Below are 25119 nucleotides of genomic sequence, written 5' to 3'. Positions count from 1 at the left end.
CCTATCCAAATCAGATCCTGTTTTTCGCATCAAATATCCAGTCTTCCAGTCTCGGGTGCGGTTCGCTGGCAGCCGACTGATAACGCTCATAGAGTTCGATCGCATCGGCAGGGTTACCCAGATAGATATCCAGCAGGAAGGCCAGATTAAGAATCGCAGGCGCGTAATCCGGATCCGCCGCCAACGCAGCTCGGTAATACCGTTCCGCCTCATCGAATTCTCCGGCATTTCGGGCAATCACGCCCAGATGATTCAACGCCTGGACATGCTCAGGATTGACTGCCAGCGCGAGCTCAAACCATTCTTTCGCGCCATCGGCGTCCCTTTCCCGGAAAGCAATGATGCCAAGGTTGGCCATGGGGCCGGCTTTGTCCGGATAGTTCCGGGCCAATTGTTCAAAAACGGTCCGGGCTTCGGCAAAGTTGCCCTGCTCCATGGCCCGGACCGCTTCCCTGAATGACGCCTCGAGGACAGCCAGCTCGGCCTGAGGATCAGATTCTGGCGGCGTCGGGGCCGTGACACATCCAGACAACCCAACTAACAACCAAAGACAGAGACCACCGGACTTAATCGAGTTCATAGACAACCCCCGACGTCACTTCTTCCTTCCGGTAGCGTCCTGGCAGCAGGACTCCCAGGGCCTCGTAGCTGCGCTTGACCCACTCATCGAAAATGCCCTCCCGGGCCCGCCGGATGTTCTGCTCGTGGATATCGATGGCGTTGTCTTCGAATGGATAGGCCTGCTCTTCCAACAAAAGCTCGTACTGGGCCAGCTCAAGCTCACTCAACCCGGTGGGCCGCTCCGAACCCATCAGATCGGCACCGAGGCGTCCATAGATATGGGCAATCTGGTATCCGGCCTCGGTTGCGAACGTCGAAAGGCCGTAACTGGCGGTTTTCTTGTAGGCATTAACTGCCCGTTCAAGCGCATCGGTCTTTGCAGCCATGCTCTCATTCAGTGGCAACGTCAGGCGAATGCTGTCATACCGGGCAAGCGCTTCGCGGGCGAGAATGGCCGAGGCTGACGCGGCAAGGTAGCGCATGCGGTCGTCCGCCGCGTCCGGATTCCGGTCCACCGTTTCCATTTGCTTGCGCAACCAGTAATCTCTTTTTACGGTGTCATCAGCTTGCTGATAGAGCTCAGCCAGCCGATTGGCCGCTTCCATGTAGACATCGGCCGGCTCGGGATGGCTGTTGGCGTAATTCCGCCAGGTATCGATGGCCTTGTCACGGTTTCCGGCCTGATCGTACAGCTCTGCTGCAATCAACAGGTTTTCTCTTCGCTCTTCCGGCGTTGTCGCCAGAGCCACCATTTGTTGCAATTCGTCGGCTGCTCGCTCCCACTGCGCCGTTTCACGATAGGCCAACGCCAGTTTTGCCGGGACCGTATCAATCAATTCGTGGTCCGGGAAAGCCCTTCGGAAACTGGTCAGCACACCAATGGCCGGTTCCCAGAGCTTGGCGGTTATCAGAAGTGAGGCGGCATCGTATTCAGCGTTTGCCCTTAGTGCGGATTCCGGAACCACAGCACCGACTCGCAGGAACTCGCTGACGGCAGCTTCCACATTACCGGCATCGGCCAACTGCTCGGCCTGCCGATAGACCGCAGCGGCCAGGTTTTCACGTACCCCGCTTCTTCGCTCATCATCCTCGGCCATGGTTGCCAGGGCATCACGGTAAGCCTGCTCCGCCTCGGAGTATCGGGCCAGTTCAGAGAGGCTGTGGCCAGACAACAGCAAGGCTTCTGTCGTTAACTCAGCGGAAGGCGTGGGCTGCCAGGTCACAAGCCGGGCCGCCATATTGACGGTCTCTTCCCAGTTTTTCCGGTCAAACTCCCGCTGCAGTGCAATGTAATACACCGCCGGGGCCCTGGGGTCTTCGGGAAACGCATTTGCAAACCGCAGCCGATTCAACTGCTGCAGTTCCTGATAAGCCGCCTGTTCTGATACGGATAGACTGTTCCAGGTTATTGAATACTCACGGAAAGCCAGAACCGACGCGTAGCCGGCTTCGGCTGCCCGCCCGGATACGGTGTCCTGCGGGTAGTCATAGGCCACACGCTCGAAAGCGGCGATGGCTTCCGCCCAGTCTTCCAGCTCCAGATAGGTTTCACCCAGAAGGAACAGACGCTCCGGTGTGCGGGGATGATCCGGGAAGGTAGCGGCAAACTCGGCGTAATAACTGGCGGCTTTGCGGTAGTGATCGTTGGCCTGCTGTTCATCCATGACTTCCCCCGCCAACAGATACTGACGGTCTGCCAGCTCAGGCAGAAGCTGCTCCAGCTGTTGCTCAATGAAACCCATCGCATCGGGGCCCGCTGACTGCCAATAGGCGCTGTAAATTCCGTAACGGCTCACAAAGTCGGCCTTTCGTTCAGGCACAGTACGGGTGAAACCGGCCAGTTCCAGGGTATCGATAATCCGCATGTGGTAGCGAGGCGCCCAGGGACTCGCAGGGTGGTCTTCTATGAAGGCTTCAAATACGTCGATGGCGTCACCGTATTGTTCCCTCTCGACCAAAAGCCCACTGTAGCGGTCATAAACCAGAATTTCGTATGGACGCCCGCCCGTCTGGCGAAACAACGCCTGCAGGGTTTCCGCGCCATCAAGGTAAGACAGGGACAGCCCTACGACCCGGAACAGATCCTCGATCAGGGTCTGGCTCCGCTGATCCACATCTTCCACCGGCTGCCCCTCAGGCATCACCAAATCAAGCACTTCTACATAGCTGAACAGGGCTTCCTGGTATTGCGCCTGCTTGAACAGACTCCAGCCCTTCATGTAATGCGCGTTCACCAGAAATGAGGCATCGGCCATACGCTCCTGGCTGGCCAGAGTAACCTCGTTGAAGGCCTGCTCGGCATCCCGGTATCGGCCATCGATAAACAGCAGATCGCCGCGGCGAAACTGAGCTTCTATCCAGTAGTCCGAATCGGGGTACCGCCGGACCAGAGTATCCAGAGTATCGAGTTGCTGGGGCGTCGCGCCCCGAAGCTCCCAGGCCCTGGCAAGCTGATAATAGATCTTGTCATTGCCCTCGCGCTCCGGGTATTCGGACAGAAGACGCTGGTAGGCCTCGATAGCACCGGCGAGCTCATCGACAGCGGTATCGGCCATTTTCCGCTCCGCCCGTTGGAATTCCAGATCGGCCAGCCGGTGGCGGATGGTAACCAGCTTGCGGGGATCGTCCACCAGCGGCAAAAGCGCCTTGTAGCTTTCCATCACTGTTTCGATGGAGACATCATCCGCGGGGCCGCTGCCAGCCTCGATACCCTGAACCTGACGGGTTTCAGTCGCCGGAAGCGCGGCCAGGGTACCCTCACGGACCCTGGGCATTTCCTCGTCGCCGGCGGGCATCATCGACTGTAACATCTGACAGCCACTGGCCATGAGCAGCGCACCTGCTACGACAAGGCCTTTCACCATCTTTCCAGGAGTCCCGTTACTCATCACCGGCTCCCGGGTTTTGCGATCTACGGAACAGTTGGTCCGCCAACCTGGCCTGGGCATGGCGGGAAGCCACCAGATACCCATTGAGCTCCTCCTGCTGGGCGACAAGCATGCTGTCTACCTGGCTCAGGAGGATTCGCCGGGCGTTGCTCAATGCAACCGCCACCTCTTGGCCAAGGGTGGCGAGTTCGCGCTCGCTGGCAGAAATGCGGCGAGCCAGTTCAGCATGGCGGCCATCGTCGGACATCAGGGTTTCAACCCTCTGCCGCTGGGCCTGGAAGTGCTGCATTTCACGATCCAGCTCCCGCAACTGCTTTTGCGCCGCCCAGCGATTCAAGCCATAGTCATCCGCAATCCACCAGTCGAAGTAGGCACGCATCCTCCGGTAAGTCTCACGCTGCCTGGCCGTGGTGGCGTCGTCAGGCAAGCCCGCCAGAGTTTCTTCAACCTCGTTGAGCTTGTCTCTCAGTGCTTTCTGTTCTGCGGTCATGAAGAATTGAGCGTCTTCTTCAGCCAACGCAGTGGCGATCGTTTCCCTGAATTCCTCATGCAATGTCTGCCACTGGTTCGCCTGCTGGCTTTCGAGCGCCCGACGAGTTTCCGCAATCCGCACCTGACGCTGTTGTTCGCGGGTTTCCAGCATGATTCGGAAGGATTCAAACCGGGACTGCCGCTCGGCGATAAAGGATTGCATTTGGTAGAGCTCGTTCAATTCTGCAAGCGCCTGCTGGAAAGTCTCCGAAGCCAGCACTTCGGCCATGCCGAAATCGGAAGGCTGGACCCGCAAACGGCCGTAGGAATCCGTGAGAATCCCGTCGCTGTCACGAGTGAAGTCAAGCTGCGCCATCAGACTCTCTTCAGTGAGCCGATTCCGGATAATGTCCAGCTCCTCAATACGGGCCTGGTAAAGGTCGGCCGCTTGCCTGAAGGCCGGCAATGCTCGCTGTGGTTTGTTCATCTGCTCAAGAACATAGGCCCGGGCGAACGGAACCTGCTGGCGCCATGGCAAAAACAGATCCCTGCTCGACAGCGTATCGAGCGCATCAAGTGCCCGATCCGGCCTGCCCTGCCCGGCCGCCGCTATGGCATAGTCGAAAAGGGCCTGGTCAGCGAATACGCCATTCAGCGGCATGTCGCCAAGGATCTCAAGCGCCGCGTCGAACCGGCCATCCCTGAGGTAAAGCCGGGCAAGTGACAGTCGGGCCCTGTCCAACAGGCCTTCGCGTTCGGCCTCTGGTTCGGCGGAATCGGCAGACTGTTGAATGATGGCGATGAGTGTCTGCAGTTCAGCCTCGGCTGTCGCGACGTCTCCCGCGTCCAGAGCGGCGACGGCAGAATTGTATTGCAGGTAAAGGGACCAGATGTCCGTGTCTTCCAGTTGTTCCTTTAGCGACGTCAGCTTCGATACGTCTTCGATCCTCGAAGACATCATGGCCACTCGTGCTCGCAGATAAACCCACTCCCGAAAGAGGTCATGGTTGGCCTCAGCGAGTATCTCACCATCCACGCGCTCAAGATTCTCGCCGGCCAGCTCACGATTACCTTCCAGGAAAAACACCTTACCCAGATAGAACCAGGCCTGATTGCGAACCTCCGGCGAAAGTGTGCTACCCGCGCCGTCACTACCGAGCAGTTCCGTGAACAATTTGCTGGCCTCACGGGTCATGCCCCAGGACAACATCAGCCCACCCTCTACCAAAGCCGGGTGATCACCATGTCCTTCGATACCGCCTTGCTCACTGGCAACCGCCAGCTGGGTCAGAGCCTCAAAGACATTGCCCTGATGATACTCATACAGAGCCCAACCGTACCGAAGGTCCTTCGCCCGCTCAGGTCCGGGCTCATCGGCCTGGGCCGGAGCAACCATCGTCAGCCATAACAAAGCGCCGGTAAACAATACCGAACGCGTTCGAAATGGCTTGATCACTGTCAATCCCACGGCGCGGCTTACTCCCACTCCACGATGGAAACTGAGGGCTGATAATCGGAAGAGCGATCCTCAACACGGACCTCCAGTGCAGCTGTGCCGGTGCCCTTCTCGAATTCCAGCGACGCTGCCTGTTTGTAAGGCCGCTGATCCGGCCCGATGCCCTCAACGAACGCCGTCACCTGATGGGCTCCGGTCTTCAGGTTGCCCACGTAAAGCCTCTGCATACCGCCGCGTTCAAGTGCTTTCGCCTGACGCTCGGTATAGAGGTGAGAGGCAACGATCTCGTCGTCAACCTTCAGCTTGACCGCATCCAGCTTCAGAAACTTGCCAGCATCCACGCTGAGAAACACCGCAACCTGGGTGTTGGCCGGAAACAGCAGGTCCTCCTCAAGGATAAACAGATCCCGGTTAAGCCGGATAACCTTCTTCTTGAGGGCCTCAACCTGCTCGGCGACCGCGGTCTCGTCCTTCTCCTCCCCGGGATTGGACTGGGCGAAGGCAGGGGCTGTCAGGGCGAGGGTCAATGCCGCTAACAGCGCCGGAAATCGGGAGTTCAAGCAAGTGGCCATGGTCGTTCTTCCTGCATGCTCAGTATTCAAGAATCAATGACGCCCGGGTGACATAGGCATCGAAGGAATAAAGGGGTTCTTCGCCGGGGAGATAGTTTCCGGCCGCGGTGACATCCCGGAAGTTGTCATAATCAAAATTCAGCCAGTCCACCAACAGACTGAACTGCAGACGATCAATGCCCGGAAGCGACGTCTGTTTCCATTCGTACACCGCGCCTACTGCCAGGGTTGTCCCTGAAAGCGAGCTGAGCTCCTTGTCCCGGGCAAGATGGGTCTGAGAGTTCTTGAACGGGAAAAGATCGCTGTAAAAATCCGCCTCGTTCTGGGTGTAATAGCGGACGGAACCTTCAAGGGTCCAGTGCTGGGTCAACCCGTGCACGTAGCCCAGTTCCATGGTATGGGCGTTAATGCCCCAGGTATCTGAAAAATAGCGGTATTCACCGCGTATTGAGGCGCGATACGGCAGATAGTAAAGCGCTCTCACGGCCACGGAGGTACTGGTTCGGGTTTCCGGATACTGTTCCGGTTGAGTCAGGAACTCCGCTGGATTATCGGGATTAATGTAGCGGTTCACACGATACGGGTTTTGCAGATAACCCTCGTCTGTGACCACTTCGAGGTCCAGGCCTACCAGACTGTTACGGGTAACGACCTGGCTAAGGCCCAGTTGGTAGTTACGACGATCGGCTTCCTCGCTGAAGGAATCATTACCAACCCGACCCACTTCGTCCCAGCCACTGGCATAGCCCATGGTCACCGTGGACATGCCTCCGAAGAATTCCTGGCTCACCGAAAAATAGAGGGTATTGGCTTCGTAATCATTTTCCGTACTGTTGGTATAACCCAGACTCAGAATGGCCTTGTCGTACAGGTAATCCACACCCACGGTGTATTCTGTGCGCTCCTCCTCGTAGGCACTGGCTGTCGCCAATACATCCACCGAGGCAGCAGACACAGAATCCACGTAATACTGACCGGAAAATGAGACCTGGGGTCCAATGCCTTTGCGGACCAGCACCGACGGGCCATCAATCACCATGCCGCCACCATCGTAACGATGATAGAGCACGTCTACTTTGTCCACGGGTAAGGTCGCCGCTGTGGCGGACTGAACCGTGAGTAACGCCATCAGGGCCATCAGACTGAGTGCAGCAACCCGAAATCTGTCAGTTACAGCCACAGCCACCCCCTGAACCGCCTTCAGCGCCGCGAGCGGATTCTCTGGCCTGATAGACGTGATGCATGTAGGCGTCAGCCGTGCCATGCCTGCTCAGACTCATGACCGGATCCGCCAGATTGTCACGCTCGTAGGGTTTCACCCAGGGTTTTACCGAGCTGCAGCCGGTCGCCATCAGCAGCAGTGCAACCAGAGACAGGGACGACAGGATCGACAAAATTCGCATAGCGGGCACCGTCCAGAAGTTACTCGCGCACCAGTTCGCGAATCTGTTGCTCGTATTCATCCTCGTAACCTGGCTGGTAGCCGTAGTGCAGATATCGGGCATTGCCGTTCCGGTCAATCATCACCGTCGTTGGCATGGCCTGAACCTCATACAGTTCACTGACCGAGCTTTCCGGATCGTAAAGAATCGGATAGTTGACCGGCACCTTGTCGAGGAAACGGAGGGCTTCGTCCCGATTCTCATCCACGTTCACTGCCAGAATGATGAAACCGAGATCCTTGTACTGGCTGTATAGCTCGTCCATCAGGGGCATTTCCTGGCGGCAGGGCCCACACCAGGAAGCCCAGAAGTTGAGCATAACGACCTCGCCCCGATGATCCTCCAGCCGCAGGTTCTCCCCGGAGCGGCTTTCCAGGGTAAAGTCTGGCGCCGGTACGTTAATGGCCTCAGCCGCGGCCAAGGGGCTCGCGCAGGCCAGTACACCCGCCAATGCCAGTCTTGCTATGGATGCTCTCACAGCCATTCCTCCTTAATTTCAGAAAAACACAGACAACCCGGTACTGACCTCGGTATTGACGGAGGTCTTCTCTTCCCCAAGCACATCAATGTCGTAAAAGTGTTGCCGTACCCCAAAATGCACCGACACGCTGTCGGTCAATAAAACCTGATAGCCGGCACCCGCATTCAGGGTGAAACGGGTATCGCCGGCAAACTCCGTGGCCCCTGCCCCGGCAATCAGATAGAAATTGGTGTTGAAGGCGTAATTCTCTGTGAGGAACGCCTCACCCGGCAGCACGTTGTACCCCAGGTTGATGTTGTAGTAGCTATAGTCCCGTTCACTGTCGGTCAGCACCTCCACATCTCCGGCCAGCTTCTCGAAACTGGTCTCGCCGCCTTCCGCAAAGCCCACACCTGCTTCGAAAAAGAACGATTCGCTCAGGTGGTATGTCAGCTTGCCGCCGTACAACAGGGACGATTCAAAATCCTCTATGTTCAGCACACCCACAAATGCCCCGATCTCGAAGTTTTCGGTATCGATCAGGGCTTCGGTAACCGGCACCGGCGTCACATCGGGCTCGATCAGCGGGCGGTCTTCCTGCGCCTGTCCTGCCGCAGCGGTGCAAAGGCCTGCCGCAAGGCACAGTGGTTTCAGAAAAAGATGCTTAGTCCGATTTTCCATTCTGTCGCTTCTTCGTTGGTGGACCGGGTCGTGAAGACTTTGTAGTCCTTCACCTCGGCACGGATGAAATATCGATCAGTGATGTAGGCCCTGATTCCAAGGCCGGCATGGCCGATGCTGTTATCACGTTCCTCCGGCTGGGCGAGAGACGCTTTCGGCTCAACCCAGATGTGGCCAATCCCCAGGGTGAAAAAAGGCGATATCCGCCAGTCCGGAAATGGCTGATGCACCAAATTGCCATTAACCATCCGAATCTCGGAGGCACTGCCAAGAATCTGAGACCCCCACAGCTCTGCAGACAGATTCCGGGTCAGCCAAAGACCTCCATAGCCAGCCATCACGGCAGCACCGTCAAACTCGCCCATCATCAAACCGGCTTCTGCCCGTCGCTTCCCGAACGAATCCAGGTCAGGAACCTGGAGGCTCACGGTCTCTCCCGTGACATCCACGGTTTGAGCCAGGTCCGCCACCGACACCCAGCCCTCCCTGCCTCGGGAGTCCATCACCTTGATCCAGCTGGTCTTGCGCTGAAGGATGGTCAGCCACTCCCCTTTCTCACTTGTATGGAACACCGGGTATCCGGATGCCGGGCCCGTCCTCCAGGACAGATAGGCTTCGGTTACCTGCACCCGGGCCACATCCTGGCCCTCCGAGCCCCATAACCCACCGGCCCAACTCTGGGCAGGGAGCAAGAGTAAAATCATGAGAATGGCGATGGGCATGGCGCGAGCTTGAGTCCTTGGATCAGTCTTCCGGGGCATCGAAGGGGTTGTTGTAATACTGGCCACCAATATCCAGCCATTCTGAAATCAGCCTCAGTTCGGAAGGCTTCAGAAAACCTTCATGGCTGCCACCGGCTGCGAACACACCAAAGAATCGACTGAACCGAGCGCCATTGACAGACATGGATGGCCGAACCGGCACGGTGACCATGATCGGTTGCTCGTTCCCATCAGCATCAAGAATCGGATTGCCCTCTTCATCCCTTAGCACCTCCCCGGAATCCACCCGCACATCCACGAGGGCGCCGTTCATCAACTCCTGCTCGTTGTCCGGATAGAGGAGTTCGCGATAAGAATTGAAGTGCAGCGGCTCTGCAGATGACGGGCCATCGCCCAGATCCAGCTGCCCGGCGGGCACCTGAGCAGCGCCTGCTGCATCGGCGGTAGTGTGGCAGCCGGTGCAGGTGGAATCAGAAATGACGTCCATGGTGACAGGGTCCACTTCCTGCCGGAGCTTACCCCAGAGTGGATGGATATGCTGTTCGTAGTTAATCACAATACGGCAGTTCGGCGACCACTCCCCAGCACAGACACCGGAAATGGGCGGAGCCGTGTCCAGGTCACCGTAAGCGTACGCGAAACTCGCGCCCAATGGCGCCACATTCGGGTCGGTCCATTCATCTTCGTACTCAAGATCCGGTGACGGTCGGCGAATGCCGTTGATGCGACCATAGACCTCGGCCATGGTTTCGCCCATGTCGGCAAACAGTGCAGGATTAGTGTTCAGAAAAGGCCGGCCAGTGGTTGGCGCCCCAGCCCAGGCGGGCGCGGGGCCGGCATCGGTGCGGCCATGAGGAGCGGAGCTATCCGGATCATGGCAACCTGAACACTCCCGGGTCTCGCCAGGGCGCACGGACAGCCAGTTCTCATGCCTTGGCCCGAGTCTTCGCCCCTGCCCGTCCAGCACGCTGATCGCAAAGGAAACATTGGCAGGGACCGCCACTTTCACCGAGCCATCCGGCTCAACAGGCACATAACCGAGGATCTCACGCATTAGCTGGCCACGGCTTCGCCCATAAGCGCTGTTGTCAAAATCCCGTACGTCGTCATCGGGTATCGCCACGGGCTTCTCTAGCCGCAGGAATCTTGCTGGCCGCTGCTCCGGGGGCGTTTGCACCGGATTGGCCATGGCGGGGATGCCGGCTGGCGTGGTGTCCGTGCCGTCCAGATCGTAAACACTGCGAATGTGCAGAATTCCGTAGCCGTCATCCGCCAACGCGCCAGCATCGCCGGGGAACTGGGCCTCTGGAATAAAACGTTCCAGAGGGCGACTTCGCATCAGCAAGGCCTCGTCAAACTGGACGCTTTCTACCGCAGTCACAATCGGACGGCGGGTGCTTTCAGCCGCATCCAGAAGCCAGAGCCCATACACCGGGGGGGCCGGACGATATTGGTCAGAAGCCAGTCGGTCTTCCGTACAATTTACAATGCGATCGGTCGCAACTTCCCGCAATCGGCAAGGAGTCCAACTGACAAGGTAACGGCCGGTGCCATCCAGTAGCGGCGACGCAAACCCGTAGCGCCCGTCAAGAGACAACTCTCCATTCAGGCGAATGCCCGGAATCAATGAGCGTTGTCCCACAGCCTCAGTGCCATCGACGCGAAGATTGGCCTCAACAAAGCTTTCAACATCAATTTCTGCCAGCACCGACGCATAGTCGTCGCTTTCAAAGGGGCGCAACTGGACCAGCAGGTTGCCTGAATCCAGTGCCTGAGGCCGCAGGAACTGGATGTCGCCGGCTTCCGGAATGGACTCATGGGAATGCCGGCCGTAAAGGTAGCTCAACCCGGTACCGTCAGGATTGATGCGATAAAGGTTCACACCATTGTTTCGAGTCTGACCGGCATTATCCCAACGACTGAAAATGATGGTGCCATCGCCCATAACCACGGGGTCCAGGTCATGGCTCTGGTTAAAGGTGATCTGCTCGATATTGCGGCCATCCTCATCCATGACATGAAGCAGAAACGCCGGACTGTCCAGTTCCTCGTCCAGGCCGGAATACTGAGGCTTGCCCTCATCCAGCAGAATCGCCTTGGATACGCGCTGGCGTGTGGATGAGAAAACAATCCGGCCGTCAGGCAGATAAGCCGGCGACACGTCCTGACCCGCGCGGGCGGTCACATCCGAATCAATAATACGGCGAAGCGATGCCGCGGTTCGATCGTATTCCCAGATATTCCAGGTGGGCTGTTCGTCATCGTCGGCACCCTCTATCTCTGGGGCACGCAGGGCAAACAGTAACCGGTTTCCATCCTGGGACACGTGAAGATCTTTGACATCGTAGACCCCCTGTCCAGGGGTACCACCAGATAAGGCAGCAGAGGATATATCCTTTGCCGAAGATCGTGCTGCGGCGCTGGACTTCAGCAAAAGGCGGGCGCCTGGCCTGAATTCTGCGGGGTTCGCAAGGTCATCCTCAACCAGCGATCCGGTGTTTTCATTGAATACAAGTTGCCGTTCTATGTAGGCAACCGGCTCCTCGACCACAACCGGATCAGCCTTCTGGCTGTCACCGCCAGACAGGCATCCTGTCAGCGACAGCGCACCGATACAGGCCAGCAACCGACCACGGTGATAGCGAGCAGAGAGAACCGATGACGTGACTTCCAATGTAACAAACCCTGTGGTGGATGACATTCCATGACATAAATTAAGTCGGTTCGAACCTGTCACTCCAAAGCTTTTACGTAACGCAATGTAATAACGTGGCCTGGGACTCAATTTTTAAGATATAGCAAGTCGTAAACTTTTAACAATTGTCAAAAAGCATTAATGTGCGGATGCTAACCATCATTGAGGGATACGGACATGACCGCCCGGAACAGGATGACAAGCCTGATTACCATGGCTTGCAGTATCATCGTTCTTTCAGGAATGGTGTCCAGCCTGGCTGAGGCAGGCGCCAGGGAACAGGCCAAACAGATACACGACCGTATTGCGGGCGTTCCGCCGTCCGAGAGCGTCCTCCAGTCGATGGCCGACCTGATACCTTCCAATCCCGAAGGCGCTGCGTTCATCGCCATGGAAGATCCGGCCTTTTACGATGTCACGCTCAAGAACTTTGCTGCGCCATGGACCAACGAGGCCATGTCCAAGTTCGTGCCTCTCAACGATTACATTGCCACCGTTGTCGGCATGGTTCGTGACGACCAGGATTTTCGGAAGATCCTTTTTGAAGACGTGCTCTACATTGGCGACCCGTCTCTCGGTTTACCGCCCTACTCTGTGAGCAACAACAACCATTACTCAGAACTGGAATCCCGGGGCATCAGCCTGCGCGATAACCTGATTCGGGTCAGCCAGTCCAGCTACAACGGACTGCCATCTTCGGCCACGGCCGGCGTGATCACCTCCCGTGCCTCTGCCCGAGCATTCTTCAGCGCGGGCACCAACCGCGCCATGTTCCGGTTTACCCTGATCAACCACATGTGCAACGACCTGGAGCAGGTCGCTGACGTTACCCTGCCCACCGACCGTATTCGGCAGGATGTCTCTCGCAGCCCCGGCGGAGACAGCCGGGTTTTTCTCAATAACTGCGTAGGCTGCCACACCGGCATGGATCCGATGACACAGGCCTTTGCCTATTACGACTACCGGTATGACCAGAACAACGACCCCGACGGTGAATTGGGGCGGTTGGTCTACAACGCCGTCGGCACGACAGATCCGGTAACCGGCACCCGGGTTCAGAGCAAATATCACATCAATTCGGCGACGTTTGAGCAGGGTTATGTCACACCTGACGACCGCTGGGACAATTACTGGCGCCAGGGTGCCAATCGACGCCTTGGTTGGGATCCGACCTTGCCCGGCTCCGGCAACGGCGCCAAAAGCCTGGGTCGGGAATTCGCCCACTCCCAGGCCTTCGCCCAGTGTCAGGTGAAGAAAGTCTTCGAGAATGTATGCCTGCGCCCACCCTCGGACAGTGACGACCGGGCCAAGGTCAACAGTATGGTTGTCAGCTTCGCGAACCAGGGCTACAACCTGAAGCAGGTGTTCGCTGAATCCGCTGTTTACTGCATGGGGGAGTAACAGATGATGACACTGCGAACACACACACCGGCGCAAGCCCTGAAATCGGTACTCGTTGTTGTGGGAGCCACCCTGCTGCTGGCGGCCTGTGGCGGAGAGTCTACAGAATCTCTTCCCAACACCTCCGGCAACTCAGGCGGCATTGTCTACAGTGGTCCGGCTCCGGCAACCGAGGATGTGTCCAATTTCAAACGCAGCGTTTGGGACAATCTGGTTACCCAGGATAAATGCGGGTCCTGCCACGGGGCCGATGGTCAGTCGCCCACCTTTGTTAATGAGCAGGACGTCAACAGCGCCTATTCCCAGGCAAAGAAGATTGTAAATCTCTCGGATCCGTCTGACTCCCTGATGGTAACCAAAGTGGCAGATGGCCATAACTGCTGGTTATCCAGCAACTCTGCCTGCGCCGACATCCTGACAACCTACATCACAAACTGGGCAGGCGGTGGAGGTTCGGCCAAAACCGTCGAGTTACGTGCACCGGCCCTGAAAGATCCGGGGGCCACCATTTCTCTGCCGGCCGAGCCCGGCCTGTTCGCCACCACAGTGTATCCGGTGCTCGAACAGTACTGCAGCGAGTGCCATAGCGATGGTGGTCAGACACCCTATATTGCCAGTGCCGATGTAAACACCGCCTACGACCAGGCCCGAAGCCGCATTGATGCCACGGTGCCCGCCGACTCTCGCCTGGTACAGCGGCTGCGCTTTGACTTCCATAATTGCTGGGATAACGACTGCGTAGCCTCGGCCAACCTGATGGAAATGAAGATTCTGGAAATGGTCAAGGATCTGAGCGCAACGCCTGTCGACCCTGCTCTTGTGGTCAGCAAGGCGGTTGAGCTCAGTGCCGACGGCCTGCTGGCCAACTCCGGCGGTCGCTATGAAGACAATGTCATTGCCCTGTACGAATTCAAAGCGGGTGAAGGGCAAACTGCATTTGACACCAGCGGTATTGAGCCACCGCTCAATCTCACGCTCAGCGGCAACGTTGACTGGGTTGGCGGCTGGGGCATCGACCTTGGCCCCGCAGGAGAAAACAGCGAAGGATTTGTGGTGCCTGCCGGCAAGGCCCAGGGCAGCACCTCGGCAAGCCGAAAACTCCATACCCAACTGACCACCTCCGGTGAATACAGCATCGAAGCCTGGGTAGCTCCCGGGAATATCACCCAGGAAGACGCCCGCATCGTCACCTATTCCGGCTCCGCGACCACACGCAATGTAACCCTGAGCCAGTCGCTCCAGCGTTACGAAGTACTGCATCGCTCCACCACCAGCGACGAGAACAGCGCCTTTGCGACTCAGGATGCCGATATGCTGTTGCAAGCAACCTTGCAGCATGTGGTGGTTAATTACAGCCCGACGACCGGTCGACAGATCTTTGTCAACGGTGAGTTTTCAGGCGACCTTGATCCCGACGAGGGCGGACTGCTAACCGAGTGGGACGACAGCTTTGCCCTGGTGCTGGGTAATGAAACCGACGGCAATTCCCCGTGGCAGGGGGCCATCCGTATGGTGGCCATTCACAACCGTGCATTGACACCCCAGCAGATTCAGGCCAACTTTGAAGTGGGTGTGGGCCAGAAGTTCTATCTGCTGTTCGGGGTCTCCCACCTGATTGACCTGCCACAGAGCTTTATCGTCTTTGAAGTCAGCCAGTTCGACAGCTACGCCTACCGATTCACCAGTCCGTTTTTCATCAGCCTGGATGACAGCGTCGAGCCCTCGAATATCCCGCTCAGGGGCATGCGCTTGGGCATCAACGGCAAAGAAGCCACTGTCGGGCAAGCCTGGGCCAACCTCGATGTCGTGCTGGATGCAGACCTCTACCAGCCAGGCATCGGCCAGCCACTGTCCCCTCTGGGCACCATTATTGCGCTTGAGGGCGGCCCCGGAATCGACGAGTTCTTCCTGACCTTTGATCAGATCGGCAGCAACCAGTTTGCCCGTACCGAGCCCGCGCCCCTGCCGCAGCCCGAGCCGGCAGACCTTCCGGCGTCACCGGAAATCGGTCTGAAAACCTTTGATGAAATCAATGCCTCCATGGCCCGAATGACCGGCGTTGCCACCACGCATCCGGATGTAAGTGCCACCTACAATACCGTGAAGCAACAACTGCCCACGGTGGAGAATATTCAGGGTTTCCTGTCGTCGCACCAGATGGCTGTTACGCAATTGGCTATCCAGTATTGCGATGCGTTGATAGAGAACAACGAGCTCCGATCAACTATGTTCCCTGGCTTTAACTTTTCTGCTCCGGCCGAAAGCGCTTTTGATCATGGCGGCAACAGTTTGATTACAAGCTCCCTGATGACCCATTTCGTGGGAGATAATCTGGCTTCCCAACCGACCGACAATGAGATCCAGACAGAGCTGTATGCACTCATCAATAAGTTGAAAGCCTGTGGTGGTAATGCTTGTGAAGATGACCGCACCAAGACGATTGTCAAGGCAAGTTGTGCCGCTGTTCTTGGCAGCGCCACCACATTGGTTCAGTAAAGGAAGCCGATCATGTTTATACGCAAATCCCGGAAAAAACCTTTGGCAAACGGCAGCCCCCTCCTCCACCAGGATCATGGCAAGCCGCGGACCAGACGCGAGTTTATTTCCCAAGGACTGATGGCAGGTTCGGCCACCCTGTTTGGCGCCTCGGTCTTCAGCCTGTTCGCCAATCCACGTCAGGCAGCCGCAGCGCTGTCATCCGATCTCGAGAATCTGAAAGAAAGCTGCGGTATCGCCGTGTCCGGTGCCGGAAAGATACCCTTCATCTGCTTTGATCTGGCCGGCGGCGCCAACATCGCGGGCTCCAACGTACTCATGGGCAAAGCGGGTGGTCAGATGGACTTTCTAACCACTGCGGGATACAACAAACTCGGGCTTCCGGGTGACATGCTGCCTTCTGACCCAGCCTTCGTAAACGAGGAGCTTGGCCTGGCGTTTCATTCCGATAGTGGTTTTCTGAGAGGTATTATGCAAAGCACCAGTGCCAGCACACGCGCAGGCGTGGATGGCGCTATCATCGCCGCTCGCTCAGAAAACGATACTGGCAACAATCCACACAACCCGATGTATGGAATCTACAAAGCCGGCGCCAACGGAGAGTTACTTACGTTAATAGGCTCCCAGAGCTCGGAATCCGGGGGCAACTCCATGGCGCCGATGAACCTGATAGACCCCGAAGTGAGGCCCACCAAGGTAGACCGCCCATCTGATGCCTCGGGCCTGGTAGACGTAGGCGATTTGATCGGAATTCTTGATCCCTCCGATGCTGTGGCCGTCATGGAGTCTATCTACCAGATCAGCGACGCCAAAATGAAAAAAGTGAACGCTGGGATCACCACAGATGAGGTGGTCAAAAAGCTGGTGAAGTGCGGGTATCTCAAGAGTGCAGACCTCGCAGACCGTTATGGCAAAGAGGCAAACCCTCTTGATCCAATGGCCGATCCCGACATCGTTGGCCCGGCCGGTATTTTCTCAAGCTCGGAATTCAACGGGAATCGGGAATTCCAGAAAACAGCCTCTGTGATGAAACTGGTGCTTAACGGCTACGCTGGTGCAGGTACTATCACCATGGGTGGATACGACTACCACACTGGTGAGCGAGGCACGGGAGAGCGGCGGGACGAACAGGCAGGCCGCTGCATGGGGGCATGTCTCGAATACGCTGCACGAATTGGAACGCCGCTGATGCTGTATGTATTCAGCGACGGCTCGGTTTCCAGTAATGGTCGAATTGATGACTCCCTGGAAGGCAGAGGCAAAGGTGAATGGACTGGTGACAACCAACAAACGGCTGCCTCGTTCTTCCTCATCTACGATCCAAAGGGCCGCCCTACCCCGATTAGAAGGCAAATCGGCTCCATGCGTCCAGATGCATCCGTTGACACAGGTTCCAGCCCGGCCGCCAACAACGTCAACCAGTTGGTTCAAACGGTGCTTTTGAACTACATGGCACTGCATGGCGAACAGGGTGATTTTGGCGCTCGCTTTACCGGCCACGGCCTGGGCAACAGCACCATGCAGGACAGTCTGATTGCGTTCTCCAATGTGGTCAACGGCACCATCAACGGCTGACAGCAGGGACGTTGCCTCTACTACGGCTCTGGGGGAACCAGCCCTTCTGACACATGCATCATGCGTTTGTCGTCGATCACAACCACTTCGATCGCCGGCAAGCGCTCCACCATCTTGAGGCCTTTCTCCGGGCCCAGAACAAAAACCGCGGTGGACAAGCCATCGGTGGTCAATGCATCGTCACCAATAATCGTAACGCTCTGTACTCCCTTCACCGAACGGCCAGTGCTCGGTGACAGTATGTGGTGTACGCGCTCACCGGCGTCATCAACAAAAAAGCGCTCGTAGTCGCCGGATGTGGATACCGCTACATCCGCCAACGGCAACACCACCGCGTTGTCATTGCCAGACCGGGGATCCCGGATACCCACATACCACGGGCGCCCCCGCTTGTCCCCCAGCAGACGCATATCACCGCCAGCACTCAACCGGGCGTGGCGTATGCCGTGGGCTTCCAGCACTTCAATACCCAGATCGACAGCGTAACCTTTAGCAATGCCGCCCAGGTCCACCAGCATTCCCGGCTGGCGAAACGCCACCGTTTGCCCGGATACATCCAATACGACATCGCGGAAGTTTACCCGCGTGAGCCCGGTCGCTACCTGTTCATCCGTTGGCTGCTTGCCGGCCCGAAAGTCATAGAGGTAACCCACCGAGCCAAAGGTGACATCGAATGCCCCCTCACTCAGCTCGGACACCTCACGGGCTTTCTGAAGCACCTTAAACAGACCATCACTGACGTTAACCGGGCCTTTTCCAGCCTCCCGGTTCAGCGCTGATAATTCAGAATCTGCCCGGTACCGGCTCATTTGGGTATCAACACGGTGAAATACATCGAATACCTCACGGGCCACCACATCGGCGGTCACGCTTTCATCAGCCCAGAACTCAAGCTCAACGGGCGTTGTCATTGCCGTGTCGGAGTATCGGTGCCACTCGGCACTGGCCGGAAGCGCCACCAGCAAAGCGAGCAATGCCATGAGCACCACCGACAGGCTTTCAGTCGAGCGCGAATAGGTCATTCTTCTCAATGTTTCCCTGCCTTATAGCAACGGTTGTGTGATCGAACGCTCGTCCTACAAATTGTTACCGGAACTTCAACTTTAGTCCCATTGTTGGCCGGACAGTATCGGCTGACACTTGAGTTGCCCAATAAACAATCAAAATAACTGTTTGCAACGCAGCCATACCAGCTGTGCTGCCGTTACGGAGGCCAACGTAAATGAGACCAAGGAACGCGCTGATCTTTGCGACTGTCTTGCTATTATCCAGCACGACCGTCCTCGCCGATACCCTCAAGATAGGTTTGAATTACCCCCAGACCGGAAGATACAAGGACCAGGGCCTTCAACAACGGCTTGGCGCCTATCTGGCGGTAGATGAAATCAACCAGGCAGGCGGTGTTATGGGCCAGCCCCTCGAACTGGTGATTCGCAATACCCGTGGAGAACCAGACCAGGGCGCCAGAAATACCGCCGAACTGATTGATCGCGAGGGCGCGCAGATGGTTTTCGGTGGCGTCTCCAGCGCCGTCGCTATTGCTTCCGGCAAAGCCGCTAGGGATCGTAACCGAATCTACTTCGGCACCCTGACCTACTCCAATGCCACCACCGGCGCCGAGGGGCATCGATACATGTTCCGGGAGCCCTACAACGCCTGGATGACGGCCAAGGCACTGAGCCAGTATCTCAATCGTAACCACGCCGACCAGAAGTTTTTCTACATCACCTCAGACTACACCTGGGGATGGTCCGTGGAAGAATCGGTACGAAAGTTTTCCAACACCGAAAACACCGACGTGCACCAGGGTGTAAAAACCCCCTTCCCCCGGGCGCTGATCAATGATTTCCGCGCAGCGCTGGAACAGGCCCAGGAGAGCGATGCCAAGGTATTGATGATGGTATTGTTCGGCGATGACATGGTCCGGGCTCTGAACCTGGCCTATGAAATGGGTTTGACGGAAAAAATGCAGATCGTTGTGCCCAACCTGACACTGGGGATGGTCAGACAGGTTGGCCCGACCATCATGGAAGGTGTTGTTGGTGCCGCCCCCTGGGTCTGGAACCTGCCCTACGAGAACAACTACCAGCGCGGTAAAGACTTTGTTGAGGCCTTCTCAGACCGCTATGAAATGCGCCCTTCATCATCCGCGGCCTCGGCCTACAGCATTGTTTACCAGTACAAGGATGCTGTCGAACGGGCCGGCAGCACCAACACAGACGCCGTTATCCGGGCCCTTGAGGGGCATCGCTACAGCTTCCTGAAAGATGAACAGTACTGGCGCGAGTTCGACCACCAGAATGTCCAGACCGTCTACGTGGTCCGGATCAAACCTCGTGAAACCGTGGTGGCAGACCAGTTCAGCTCTGATTACTTCGAGATCATCGACTTCCTGCCCGGTGATGAAGCCGCACAAACCCGCGAAGAGTGGGAGCAACGCCGCAAAGAGGCAGGTAAGCCCACCCGCCTGTGACAGGGTCGCTTTACCGGACCAGGCAGTTTCCTGATAATCGTTCCATGACAGGCGTTATGTGCGATTATCAGGAGCACTCAGGCAGTGGCAAATAACAAAGGACTGGTTTCAGGCAACTCTCACACTCCCCCCACGCAATGCGATGTTCTGGTGGTCGGGGGCGGCGTAAACGGCACCGGAATTGCCATGGACGCCGCAGGCCGGGGGCTTCGGGTTGTTCTGTGTGAGATGAACGATCTTGCCTCTGCCACTTCGTCCAGCAGCAGCAAACTTATCCACGGCGGTCTGCGCTATCTTGAGCATTACGAATTCCGGCTGGTCAGGGAAGCACTCGGTGAACGGGAGGCCCTGCTACGAAACGCCCCCCACATCATGTGGCCGATGCGTTTTCGCCTGCCCCATCAGCCCCACCTGCGACCAGCGTGGATGATCCGTACCGGCCTCTTTCTCTACGATCACCTGGCCAAGCGCGAACTGCTCCCCGGCTCCCGCTCGATTACCTTTGGCCCGGACTCGCCCCTCAAACCAGACATCAGCCGCGGATTCGAGTATTCGGATGGCTGGGTTGATGATGCCCGGCTGGTGGTACTGTCTGCTCGCAAGGCCGCTGAAAAAGGCGCAACCGTATTGACCCGCACCCGCTGTAGCCGCGCCGAGCGCCGTAACGGGCAATGGCACGCCATCCTGGACGATCACCACCGGGACAAGCAGTACAACATCCGCGCCAAGGTGGTCGTTAACGCCACCGGCCCCTGGGTCAGCAGCCTGTTCGGTGAAAGCCTGTCTATGCCAGCTCCCAAGCAGATCCGCATGGTCAAGGGCAGCCACATCGTCGTACCCAGGCTCAACCAGGATACCGAAGCCTATATTCTTCAGAATCAGGACGAGCGCATTGTTTTCGTGATCCCCTACGAGGACCGCTTCTCCCTGATCGGCACCACCGATGTCGATTACGTGGGCGATCCGTCGCAGGCACGGATTTCCCCAGAGGAAACCGACTATCTGCTGTCGATCGTCAACCAGTATTTCCGCCGGCAACTGTCCGCCAACGATGTAGTCTGGAGTTACTCCGGTGTTCGGCCGCTGATGGACGACGAGGGTGGCACCGCACAGTCTGCCTCTCGCGACTACTCATTCGAGGTTGATGACGAGGACTCGCTGCCCCCTTTGATCTCGGTATTCGGGGGCAAGATCACCACCTACCGGAAGCTCGCCGAAGCTGTGACCGATCAGGTCAGTCGCTATTTTCCCGGTGCCGGCCGGTCCTGGACCCGAACGGCCGTGCTGCCCGGCGGCGACTTCAACACTCAGGAGCAGCTGGCCACCGAACTCGCGGCCGATTTCCCCTGGCTGGACGATGCTGTAATCCATCGGTTTGTGCGAAGCTATGGCACCAGCAGCTACCACATTCTGGAAGGCTGTCAGAACATGGCCGATCTCGGCCACTGGTTTACCGATACCCTGTCTCGTCGCGAGGTGGATTATCTGATGACCCACGAATGGGCGATCACACCAGAGGACCTGCTCTGGCGGCGAACCAAACAGGGCCTGTACATTAACCCGGAACAATACAGCGAGCTATCTGAGTATATGGCCCGGAGTGGCCAGGTCAGTTCAGAATGCTAGCAACTCTGGCCTGAATGGCCGGCACCACTTCCGCTTCAAACCAGGGATTCTTTCGCAACCAGAGGTTATTGCGGGGGCTGGGATGGGGCATCGGAATGACATCAGGCCAGAATTGTTGCCACTGCCGCACATTCTCGGTAACCGCGCGCCTTGCGCCGGGAATATGCCAGGCATGAGCATATTGACCGATCAGCAAGGTCAGGCGAATCTCCGGCAAGCGGTCGAGCAACGCCCGGCGCCAGGCCGGAGCGCACTCGGGGCGTGGAGGAAGATCTCCGGATTTACCGGTGCCCGGATAACAGAATCCCATGGGCAGGATGGCGAGTTTCTGTTCATCGTAAAAGGTGTCGCGGGTAATGCCCATCCATTGGCGCAGCCGGTCGCCACTGGGATCGTTAAACGGCAGACCGGTTTCGTGTACCCGTCGACCCGGCGCCTGCCCGACCACAAGAATGCGGGAGGATTCACTAAGCTGAATGACCGGCCTCGGCTCGTGGGGCAGATCGCCTGCACAAATCTGACAGGCCCGAACACGCCGAACCAGCTCATCAAAGGACAGGTTTATCAAAGAATCGGTCATACCTCAGAATTTCCTAACGCTTCGGCAGCTCCCAGTAAACCGGTATAGGGCTCCGTCACCACGTAAACCGGTGTAAATTCCATTAGCGGACGCATCCGCCCCTTGGCTACAAAGGCTTCACGGAACGGGCTCCCAAGAAAAAAGTCGAGAAACCCTGGCAGCATACCGCCACACAGGTACACGCCGCCCAGACTCCCCAGCGTCAGCGCCGAATTGCCTGCGGTTCGCCCAAGCATTTCGCAGAAATGCCGAAGGACTTCCCCGGCCAAGGCATCGGAGGCGTCCACAGCGGCGGCTGTGATCTTCTCCGGAGCATCGAGCGGGGCCGCCACGCCACGGATTTCGGCATGGGCCCGATACAGGTTCAGCAAACCCTGGCCGCACAGAATCCGCTCGACCGACACCCGCCCAAACCTGGCCCGAAGAAGGCGCAACACCTCCATTTCCGTGTCATCGGTGGGGGCAAAATCCACATGGCCCCCTTCAGTCACCAAAGGCACCCAGCCATTTCGAATCGGAACCAGACCGGAAACGCCCAGGCCCGTTCCCGGACCCATCACCAGTTTCGGCCGGCCAGGGTCTCCCGGGCCGCCACAAACGTGCACCAGATTGGCGTCCGGTACATGGGGCACGCCCAGCGCCATGGCGGTAAAATCATTGATGACCTTGAAGGCCGACCAGCCAAAGACCTGTCGCACCGCCTCAATGTCAAAGCGCCAGTGATTGTTGGTCATTGTCACCCGGGTACCGCGCAAGGGGGAGGCCACGGCCAGACAGGCCTGCCTGACCGACGCCACACCTACACGTTCCAGATAGGTGACCACCGCCTGATCCAGGTTCTCGTAATCACGGCAGGGCAAAACTTCAATAGCTTCTGGTTCTATACTGCCCTGCCCCACCAGAGCAAAGCGTGCATTGGTTCCCCCAATGTCCCCCACCAGAGAATAGTGTTCTTCTGTCATGCCTCGTGGTTCCAGAAAAAACTGGCACCTTGTTCAGGGTTGCTTGCCGAACGACGGAACCAACCAAACAGCTCCCGCCCGTAGCCCGTATGATAGCCGGACAGATCCGTCGTTGCAGGCCTGCGGGCGGCCAGCACGTCATCCTCTACCCTGATGCTGAGGGTTCCGTTGCGGGCGTCCAGGACAACGGTATCCCCGTCTTCAACTCGGGCCAAAGGTCCGCCATCTAACGCTTCGGGGTATACGTGGATGGCGGCAGGCACTTTCCCGGAAGCGCCAGACATCCGGCCATCCGTCACCAGGCCCACTTTGTAGCCCCTGTCCTGCAACACCCCCAGATAAGGGGTGAGTTTGTGTAGCTCCGGCATACCATTGGCACGGGGACCTTGAAATCGCACAACCACAACGCAATCCCGATTCAGCTCTCCGGCCTCGAAGGCCGCCTTGAGCTCGTTCTGATCGTTGAATACCACGGCCGGGGCCTCAATGGTATGGTGCTCAGGCGCGACTGCCGAGACCTTGATCACGCCCCTGCCCAGATTGCCCTCCAGCACCCTGAGCCCACCATCCGGCGCAAAAGGCTGGGCCACACCACGGAGTACCTCCGGCATGGCACTTTGCTCAGCTGCAGGCTTCCAGGCGGGCTTACCATCGTCGAGTTCCGGCATGCGGGCGTACTGCTCCAGGCCTGGGCCCATCACTGTGTGCACGTCGTTATGCAGGTATCCGCCAGCAAGCAGTTCGCGGATCAGGAACGGCGTACCACCCGCCTCGTGGAAGGCATTCACATCCTCCTGGCCATTGGGATAGATACGGGTCAACGAGGGCACAACCGCAGAAAGCTCGGCATAGTCATTCCAGTCAATGATGATGCCGGCAGCGCGGGCGATGGCTATCCAGTGAATGGTGTGGTTGGTTGAGCCGCCCGTTACCAGCAGGGCGACCAGAGCATTGACGATGCTCTTTTCGTCTACCATATCGCCCAGCCCCAGATCTCCACCGTTAGGTTTCGATAACCGGATAACCTGTTCAGTCGCTGCCCTGGTCAGCGCATCACGCAGCGGTGTGCCTGGATTCACAAAGGCGGCACCCGGCAAGTGCAGCCCCATCACCTCAACCAACAGCTGGTTGCTGTTGGCGGTGCCATAAAAGGTACAGGTACCGGGACTGTGGTATGACTTGCTCTCGGCTTCCAGCAACTCCTCTTTGCCAATCCTGCCTTCAGCATAGAGCTGACGGATGCGCTGCTTCTCTTTGTTGGGCAATCCGGACGGCATGGGGCCGGCGGGTACCAGTATGGTCGGCAGATAGCCAAAACTCAGCGATCCGATGAGCAGCCCCGGAACAATCTTGTCGCAGATCCCCAACAACAGCGTGGCATCAAACATGTTGTGGCTGAGAGCAACCGCCGTGCTCATGGCGATCGTGTCCCGGGAGAACAGGCTGAGCTCCATGCCAGGCTGCCCCTGGGTCACGCCATCACACATGGCGGGTGTGCCCCCGGCAACCTGGGCCACCGACCCCATACCATGGGCCGCCTCGCGGATGATATCGGGGAACTGTTGGTAGGGTTGATGAGCCGAAAGCATATCGTTGTAGGCCGTTACGATTGCCACGTTGGCCTTGTTCATCAACTTGAGCGTGTTCTTATCCGCCTGATTACAGGCGGCAAAGCCGTGGGCAAGGTTGCCACAGGACAGCGTGCCCCGTTGGGGGGAGTTCTTTTTCAGCGCCGCCATACGACAGAGGTACTCTTGCCGCGTGGCTTGACTTCGGGCCACAATTCTCTGAGTAACCTTCACTATGGTTGGATGCATCCTGCAGCCTCCTCTACGGATTCACTCGAACATAGAACAAAGAATAGTAAAAAACGCTTCAAAACATAGACACAGCAAAAAATTATCGCCATTATTTTGGTAACTTTACTACATATCACGAAAGCAGGCATCGGGAGCCCTCGAACATCTAGCGAGGTGAAACCGTGTCACAGAAGGGTCATCAGTAGTTCATATACTGGCACCCGTTTTCATTGACCGCCGGCACTGTCGACTCTTCGAC

The 25119-nt window shown here is 57.6% G+C and carries 19 protein-coding genes; 5 read left to right on the top strand and 14 right to left on the bottom strand.

Annotated features, from left to right (window positions below; all coding sequences use genetic code 11):
- Positions 1-10 precede the first annotated feature (10 nt).
- From Q674_RS0121030 to Q674_RS38795, 10 genes are read right to left on the bottom strand one after another with little or no spacing between them, the layout of a single operon-like run.
- The gene (locus tag Q674_RS0121030; protein ID WP_031210490.1) at positions 11-580 is read right to left on the bottom strand and encodes a tetratricopeptide repeat protein; all 570 of its coding nucleotides are present in this window, start codon (positions 578-580) and stop codon (positions 11-13) included.
- On the bottom strand, positions 567-3449 hold the full coding sequence (locus tag Q674_RS38835; protein ID WP_227501261.1) for a tetratricopeptide repeat protein: 2883 nt from the start codon (positions 3447-3449) through the stop codon (positions 567-569). Before Q674_RS38835 ends, Q674_RS0121030 begins: the two co-directional genes overlap by 14 nt.
- A complete protein-coding gene (locus tag Q674_RS38830) occupies positions 3442-5376 on the bottom strand; it encodes a tetratricopeptide repeat protein (RefSeq protein ID WP_227501260.1) in 1935 nt (644 codons plus the stop codon). Before Q674_RS38830 ends, Q674_RS38835 begins: the two co-directional genes overlap by 8 nt.
- 20 nt (positions 5377-5396) lie before the next feature.
- Positions 5397-5948, bottom strand: coding sequence for a hypothetical protein (locus Q674_RS38825; RefSeq protein ID WP_023009964.1), 552 nt, complete (start codon positions 5946-5948; stop codon positions 5397-5399).
- 19 nt (positions 5949-5967) lie between these two features.
- Entirely contained in the window at positions 5968-7086 is a 1119-nt protein-coding gene (locus Q674_RS38820; protein ID WP_051993070.1) for a DUF3570 domain-containing protein, read from the bottom strand.
- Positions 7087-7114: 28 nt separating this feature from the next.
- Complete coding sequence (locus Q674_RS38815) at positions 7115-7351, bottom strand: DUF4266 domain-containing protein (protein ID WP_014421175.1); 237 nt, start codon at positions 7349-7351, stop codon at positions 7115-7117.
- A gap of 19 nt (positions 7352-7370) precedes the next feature.
- Positions 7371-7874 carry a TlpA family protein disulfide reductase gene (locus Q674_RS38810; protein ID WP_031210487.1) on the bottom strand — a complete coding sequence of 168 codons (504 nt, stop codon included), beginning with the start codon at positions 7872-7874 and terminating at the stop codon, positions 7371-7373.
- A gap of 12 nt (positions 7875-7886) precedes the next feature.
- Entirely contained in the window at positions 7887-8531 is a 645-nt protein-coding gene (locus Q674_RS38805; protein ID WP_014421172.1) for an outer membrane beta-barrel domain-containing protein, read from the bottom strand.
- Entirely contained in the window at positions 8501-9253 is a 753-nt protein-coding gene (locus tag Q674_RS38800) for an SH3 domain-containing protein (protein ID WP_023009961.1), read from the bottom strand. Before Q674_RS38800 ends, Q674_RS38805 begins: the two co-directional genes overlap by 31 nt.
- A 22-nt stretch (positions 9254-9275) precedes the next feature.
- The gene (locus Q674_RS38795; protein ID WP_031210486.1) at positions 9276-11954 is read right to left on the bottom strand and encodes a PD40 domain-containing protein; all 2679 of its coding nucleotides are present in this window, start codon (positions 11952-11954) and stop codon (positions 9276-9278) included.
- Between the two features lie 189 nt (positions 11955-12143).
- Here Q674_RS38795 and Q674_RS38790 point away from each other — a divergent pair, with 189 nt between their 5' ends.
- Genes Q674_RS38790 through Q674_RS38780 form a run of 3 tightly spaced genes read left to right on the top strand, consistent with a single transcriptional unit; the run spans position 12144 to position 17420 of the window.
- The gene (locus Q674_RS38790; protein ID WP_023009959.1) at positions 12144-13349 is read left to right on the top strand and encodes a hypothetical protein; all 1206 of its coding nucleotides are present in this window, start codon (positions 12144-12146) and stop codon (positions 13347-13349) included.
- Between the two features lie 3 nt (positions 13350-13352).
- Positions 13353-15845 carry a LamG domain-containing protein gene (locus Q674_RS38785; RefSeq protein ID WP_023009958.1) on the top strand — a complete coding sequence of 831 codons (2493 nt, stop codon included), beginning with the start codon at positions 13353-13355 and terminating at the stop codon, positions 15843-15845.
- A gap of 12 nt (positions 15846-15857) precedes the next feature.
- Positions 15858-17420, top strand: a complete 1563-nt coding sequence (locus Q674_RS38780; protein ID WP_023009957.1) for a hypothetical protein — start codon at positions 15858-15860, stop codon at positions 17418-17420.
- Positions 17421-17440: 20 nt separating this feature from the next.
- On the opposite strand, the gene Q674_RS38775 is transcribed toward Q674_RS38780, so the two are convergent.
- A complete protein-coding gene (locus Q674_RS38775; RefSeq protein WP_023009956.1) occupies positions 17441-18442 on the bottom strand; it encodes an FAD:protein FMN transferase in 1002 nt (333 codons plus the stop codon).
- 200 nt (positions 18443-18642) lie between these two features.
- Here Q674_RS38775 and Q674_RS38770 point away from each other — a divergent pair, with 200 nt between their 5' ends.
- Both Q674_RS38770 and glpD read left to right on the top strand, forming a co-directional pair.
- Positions 18643-19893, top strand: coding sequence for a substrate-binding protein (locus Q674_RS38770; protein ID WP_011785305.1), 1251 nt, complete (start codon positions 18643-18645; stop codon positions 19891-19893).
- 186 nt (positions 19894-20079) lie between these two features.
- Positions 20080-21519, top strand: a complete 1440-nt coding sequence (gene glpD / locus Q674_RS38765) for a glycerol-3-phosphate dehydrogenase (protein WP_023009954.1) — start codon at positions 20080-20082, stop codon at positions 21517-21519.
- Here the strand turns inward: glpD and Q674_RS38760 are convergent.
- Genes Q674_RS38760 through edd form a run of 3 tightly spaced genes read right to left on the bottom strand, consistent with a single transcriptional unit; the run spans position 21503 to position 24878 of the window.
- Positions 21503-22099: a uracil-DNA glycosylase family protein gene (locus Q674_RS38760; RefSeq protein WP_022991786.1), complete on the bottom strand. Its 597-nt coding sequence runs from the start codon at positions 22097-22099 to the stop codon at positions 21503-21505. The two genes, glpD and Q674_RS38760, sit on opposite strands and share 17 nt — an antisense overlap.
- The gene (gene glk, locus Q674_RS38755; protein WP_023009953.1) at positions 22096-23061 is read right to left on the bottom strand and encodes a glucokinase; all 966 of its coding nucleotides are present in this window, start codon (positions 23059-23061) and stop codon (positions 22096-22098) included. Before glk ends, Q674_RS38760 begins: the two co-directional genes overlap by 4 nt.
- Complete coding sequence (gene edd / locus Q674_RS38750; RefSeq protein ID WP_031210482.1) at positions 23058-24878, bottom strand: phosphogluconate dehydratase; 1821 nt, start codon at positions 24876-24878, stop codon at positions 23058-23060. The genes glk and edd overlap by 4 nt, the downstream gene beginning before the upstream one ends.
- Positions 24879-25119: the final 241 nt, after the last annotated feature.

It is taken from the genome of Marinobacter sp. EVN1 (assembly GCF_000475375.1).
In the GTDB taxonomy this organism is placed as follows: Bacteria; Pseudomonadota; Gammaproteobacteria; order Pseudomonadales; family Oleiphilaceae; genus Marinobacter; species Marinobacter nauticus.
This window is presented reverse-complemented; position numbering and strand designations above follow the sequence as displayed.

Bases quoted from the DNA above. Each gene is read 5' to 3' on its own strand.
- edd (WP_031210482.1), bottom strand. From the start codon at position 24,878: ATGCATCCAACCATAGTGAAGGTTACTCAGAGAATTGTGGCCCGAAGT.
- Q674_RS38810 (WP_031210487.1), bottom strand. From the start codon at position 7,874: ATGGCTGTGAGAGCATCCATAGCAAGACTGGCATTGGCGGGTGTACTG.
- Q674_RS38790 (WP_023009959.1), top strand. From the start codon at position 12,144: ATGACAAGCCTGATTACCATGGCTTGCAGTATCATCGTTCTTTCAGGA.
- Q674_RS0121030 (WP_031210490.1), bottom strand. From the start codon at position 580: ATGAACTCGATTAAGTCCGGTGGTCTCTGTCTTTGGTTGTTAGTTGGG.
- Q674_RS38815 (WP_014421175.1), bottom strand. From the start codon at position 7,351: ATGCGAATTTTGTCGATCCTGTCGTCCCTGTCTCTGGTTGCACTGCTG.
- Q674_RS38775 (WP_023009956.1), bottom strand. From the start codon at position 18,442: ATGACCTATTCGCGCTCGACTGAAAGCCTGTCGGTGGTGCTCATGGCA.
- Q674_RS38820 (WP_051993070.1), bottom strand. From the start codon at position 7,086: ATGGCCCTGATGGCGTTACTCACGGTTCAGTCCGCCACAGCGGCGACC.
- Q674_RS38760 (WP_022991786.1), bottom strand. From the start codon at position 22,099: ATGACCGATTCTTTGATAAACCTGTCCTTTGATGAGCTGGTTCGGCGT.
- Q674_RS38805 (WP_014421172.1), bottom strand. From the start codon at position 8,531: ATGGAAAATCGGACTAAGCATCTTTTTCTGAAACCACTGTGCCTTGCG.
- glpD (WP_023009954.1), top strand. From the start codon at position 20,080: ATGGACGCCGCAGGCCGGGGGCTTCGGGTTGTTCTGTGTGAGATGAAC.
- Q674_RS38800 (WP_023009961.1), bottom strand. From the start codon at position 9,253: ATGCCCATCGCCATTCTCATGATTTTACTCTTGCTCCCTGCCCAGAGT.
- Q674_RS38785 (WP_023009958.1), top strand. From the start codon at position 13,353: ATGATGACACTGCGAACACACACACCGGCGCAAGCCCTGAAATCGGTA.
- Q674_RS38780 (WP_023009957.1), top strand. From the start codon at position 15,858: ATGTTTATACGCAAATCCCGGAAAAAACCTTTGGCAAACGGCAGCCCC.
- Q674_RS38835 (WP_227501261.1), bottom strand. From the start codon at position 3,449: ATGAGTAACGGGACTCCTGGAAAGATGGTGAAAGGCCTTGTCGTAGCA.
- Q674_RS38825 (WP_023009964.1), bottom strand. From the start codon at position 5,948: ATGGCCACTTGCTTGAACTCCCGATTTCCGGCGCTGTTAGCGGCATTG.
- Q674_RS38770 (WP_011785305.1), top strand. From the start codon at position 18,643: ATGAGACCAAGGAACGCGCTGATCTTTGCGACTGTCTTGCTATTATCC.
- glk (WP_023009953.1), bottom strand. From the start codon at position 23,061: ATGACAGAAGAACACTATTCTCTGGTGGGGGACATTGGGGGAACCAAT.
- Q674_RS38795 (WP_031210486.1), bottom strand. From the start codon at position 11,954: ATGTCATCCACCACAGGGTTTGTTACATTGGAAGTCACGTCATCGGTT.